Below are 4782 nucleotides of genomic sequence, written 5' to 3'. Positions count from 1 at the left end.
TTTGCAACAGCCCCTTTTTTTTTATGTACTGTTAAATTTCGTATATCTTAAATAAAAATATTAAAAAATGTTAATTTATAATCAAAAGTTTTGCATGTAGGACTATTTTTATTTATTTTGCCAATATTATATTAATATAAGTAAAGAATTTTCAACAAATTATAAAAAATTTTATCAATGTTAAAACATTGTTTTATAAGCCTTTGTTACCGAAAATGCTAACAAAAAAATGTGAAAAATTTGACTTTTTAGGGGGAGGGGTGCTAAAATATCTATGATATAAACAAAAAAAGGAGAAGGGGATAATGGGAATAAACGAAAAAATGAGATGGTTTAAAAAATCATTGAAAAACAAAGTAAGTATTAACATTACTACGTTAATAACGTTTTTAATGTTAGGAAGTATTTTTTCATACAGTTACAAAGTTGCTGGTGGAAATGATAATAATAAAAGTGATTCAGTTGCAATTGGTAAAGATTCTAATGCAAACGGAGATAAAGCAATTGCAATAGGTAGAACAGCAAAGAGTAAAGGTACACATGCTTTAACAATTGGACATAATGCAGATGCAAATGGAGAAGGTGCAATAGCGATAGGTGGTAGTGCAGCAGATAAAAAAACAAAAGCTAAAGGAGAATATTCATTAGCTATAGGTCATGATGCACATTCAACAGGAAAACGTACAACAGCATTAAAAGGATTGGCAGAAGGTGAAAATTCAATTACAATTGGAGAAGCATCACATACTTTTAAAACTTCTATAAATGCAGTTGCAATAGGAAATAGAGCAAGAGCATATAAAAATCAATCAGTTGCAATCGGAACAGATGCAAAATCAGAAGGAGATTTTACAGTAGCAATACTTGGTAAATCACTAGGAACTAAAACAACAGCAATAAACGGAACAGCAGATGGACAAAATTCAGTTGCAATAGGACAAGAATCAAAAACTGCAAAAGCATCTATAAATGCAGTTGCAATCGGAAATCAATCAGAAGCAAATGCAAATCAATCAGTTGCAATAGGAACAGAAGCAAAATCAACGGGTGATTTTTCAGTAGCGTTAGGAAATGCAAAAGCAATAGGACAAAGTTCAGTTGCAATTTTAGGTGAAGCAAAATCAGAAGGTTCAACTGCAATAGGAATAGGAGCAAAAGTTGAAGACAATTCCAATTATGCTACAGCATTAGGAAATGAAGCAATTGCATCAGCAGAAAGATCTTTAGCAATCGGAAATAAAGCAACTGCTAAAAAAATAAGATCAGTTGCAATAGGATTAGAAGCAAATTCAGATGGTGAAAATTCATATGCTGCTGGTTATAAAGCGAGTGCTACTAATGAATCAGCATATGCAATAGGTAAAGAATCTCTTTCAACTGGAGAAAGATCATATGCTATAGGTACTGAATCAAAAGCAATGCAAGAAAATTCATATGCAATAGGATTAAAAGCTGAAGCACATGATATAGCTACATATGCAATAGGTAAAGAAGCAGTTGCGAAAGGGCAATCTTCATTTGCGATAGGACAATTGGCTAAAACATATGATAAAAGCTCATTTGCAATAGGTCAAACTGCAAATGCAAGGGGAGATAATTCATATGCAATAGGTACAGTAGCTAATACAAATGCAAAAGATTCATTTGCAATAGGAACTGGAACAAATACAAGTAAAGAAGGAGCAGTTGCATTAGGAAGTTTATCAATAGCAGATGTTGATAAAGGTGTAGTAGGGCATGATTTTTTAACAAATGCTGATAGTACAAATGCAACTGGTGCATGGAAAGCAACACATGCAGCAGTATCTATAGGAAAAGCTGATGGGACACTTACTAGACAAATAAATGGTTTAGCAGCAGGAACTAAAGATACAGATGCAGTAAATGTGGCACAAATTAAAGCGATTGGAATTGGAAAAGGTGAAATATCAGATACTGATCCTAATAAAATTAAAACTGTAACAGGTGCAGCAGTACATAAATATGTTAAAGATAATGTTCAAAAACTAATTGAAGTAGAATCAAAAGATAAAAGTATAAAAGTATCATCAGAAGTTGAAGATGCTACAGGTAAGAAAACATTTAATGTTGAAGTAGATAAAGATAAGTTAGCGAATACATTTGCTAAAAAAGATGCAAGTAATATTGATTCTTCAGTAAAAAATAAGTGGAAAACTGCATTAGGAATTGGAGATGGAGTAATCGCTGATTCTGGTGCTAAAGTAAATAATACAGTAACAGGTAAAACAGTATTTGACTATCTTAAAGATAAAGGGTTAACATTTACAGGTAATGAAGGATCACCAGCAGCAATAAAATTAGGAGAAACTTTAGAAATAAAGGGAACATTGGCAGATGAAGGATCATCTAAAAATGTAAAAACAAAAATAACTAATAAAAAATTAGAAATATTAATAGCAAAAAAACCAAAATTTGATGAAGTAGAAGCAGGAACAGGAAATAAAAAAGTTGTAATTGGTGAAAACAAAATAAAATTAGGTGACAAAACATATATTACAGATAAAGGTCTAGATGCAAATGACAAGAAAATTGTAAATGTAGCAGCTCCTACTGATGATAAAGATGCAGCTAATAAAAAATATGTTGATAGTGAAGTGAAAAAACTTTCAGGTGGAATAGCTTCGAAACTTAAATTCCAAGGAAATAATGGTGGAGAACAATCATTAGATCTTAAAACAGAAGCATTTAAGGTAAAAGGTGATGACAAGAATGTTGTAACTGAATCAAAAGCTGGCGGAGAACTTGAAATTAAATTAAAAGATAAAATTAAGTTAGATAAAATTACAGTTGATGGAACAAAAGGTCATATAACAGGATTAGAAAACAAAACATGGGACGGTAATCCAGAATCTGGTAGAGCTGCAACTGAGGATCAATTAAGTATAGTTGATAAAAAAGTTGATGCTAATAAAGATAATATAACAAAAATCAATGATAAATTAAAAAATGTTGTTGAGTATGATGGGCCTAATAAAGATAAGATTACATTAAAAGGTGGAGCAGACGGAACAACAATTACTAATGTAAAAGATGGTGTTGATGCTAAAGACGCAGTAAATAAAGGTCAATTAGATAAAGTTAAAGAAGCTTTAGAAAAAGCAGCTAAAAATTCAATAAAAGTTGAAGGAACAGACAATGAAATTGTTGTAAAAGATACAATAGTTGGAAATGTTAAGACAAGTAAAGTAGGATTGGCAAAACCAATAAAAGATAAGATAGATTCTATTGGTAAAGGTGAAATATCAGATACAGATCCAAATAAAGATAAAACTGTAACAGGTGAAAAAGTACATACTTATGTTAAAGATACAGTACATACTTTAATAGATGTTAAAAATAAACCAAACTCAGGTGTAGAAGTAATATCTGAAGGACCAGATGCAAAAGGTAAGAAAACATTTACTGTAGGATTAGATAAAAAGACAAAAGATAAGATTGACAGTATAGGAACAGGAAAAGTTGAAGAAGGAGATAAAAATACAGTAACAGGGGATACAGTACATAAACATGTTAAAAATACTGTAGGTAAGTTAATAGATGTAACTTCAATTGATAAGTCTATAATAGTAAAACCAACTAATGATGCAGTTACTGGTAAGAAAACATTTGATTTAGCAATAGATAAAACTAAATTAGCTAAAGACTTTGCTAAAAAAGATGCAAGTAATCTAGAGGATGATAATGTAAAACAATGGGCTAAAAAATTAAGTGAAGGTGCTAGTATTAAAACACCGGATGCTAATAAACCTAGACTTGTAACTGATAAACAAGTACATGATCACTTAAAAGATAATTATTATGATAAAGATCAAATTAATAATAAGATAGGTCAAACAAATGGTGGTATAGCTACTTCAATGGCTATGGCAAATATACCACAAGTAAGTGATAGACACTTAGTGTCAATTGGTGCTGGTGGAGCATATTATAATAAAGCTGGTGGATTTGCATTAGGAATAAGTGGAACAATACCAAATAGAAGATTTATTTATAAGCTAAGTGCTGGTGTAGATACTAAGAAAACATTTGGTGTAGCAGCAGGGGTTAATGTTAATTTAATACCTGAAAAGAGAAAAAATAATGATTTAGATCCAATATTGTTAAATCAAATAATGGCTTCTTTACCTTCGAATAATGAAAAATTTGCAAAAATTGAGAAAGAATTGGATGAATTAAAGATAAAAGTTAATGAAAAAGGTGAAATTAAAACTGAAGGTAAAATACCAATTTCATGTGGAACAACAACTAAATTATGTGTAATAAGAGGATTTGAAGTAGATGGCAGAGAAGCAAGTGATGAAGAAAAAGAATCACTAAAACAAATAGTTGCTGTTTTAAATAAATACTACAAGAATAAATTAATTGATGTAATTGGACATACAGATAATTCTGCTTCGCATGATTATAATGCTAAACTTGGATTAGAAAGAGCAATAAATGTTGTTAGATATCTAAAAGAATTAGGATTAGATGAAAGCATTGTTATAAGAGATATAAGTTCATTTGGAGAAACTAAGATTGTAGATTTCAATGATACTCCTGAAGGAAGATATATGAATAGAAGAGTTGAATTAAGATTTACAGATAAATAAAATTTAAAAATTGAGAATTATTTCTGATTTAATCAGGAGTAATTCCTTTTTTTTTTTTTCTAAAAAATAAGACTTTTGTATATAGAACTTTATTTTTTAAAATTTAATGTGAAAATAAAAAAAAGTAACTTTAAGTTTGATATGCAACACCCAAAAAAAAATAAAAAAA

Annotated in this window: 1 protein-coding gene; it reads left to right on the top strand. The window is 29.9% G+C overall.

The genetic code is table 11. The annotated features are described in order from the left end of the window. Nucleotides 1-305: 305 nt before the first annotated feature. Nucleotides 306-4613, top strand: a complete 4308-nt coding sequence (locus tag AWT72_RS08020) for an OmpA family protein (protein ID WP_067143401.1) — start codon at nt 306-308, stop codon at nt 4611-4613. The last annotated feature ends 169 nt before the right edge of the window (nt 4614-4782 follow it).

Origin of the sequence: Oceanivirga salmonicida, from assembly GCF_001517915.1 — a bacterium.
Taxonomy (GTDB): Bacteria; Fusobacteriota; Fusobacteriia; order Fusobacteriales; family Leptotrichiaceae; genus Oceanivirga; species Oceanivirga salmonicida.
Note: the sequence above shows the minus strand (reverse complement) of the source record. Positions and strands in the feature narration are given on the sequence as shown.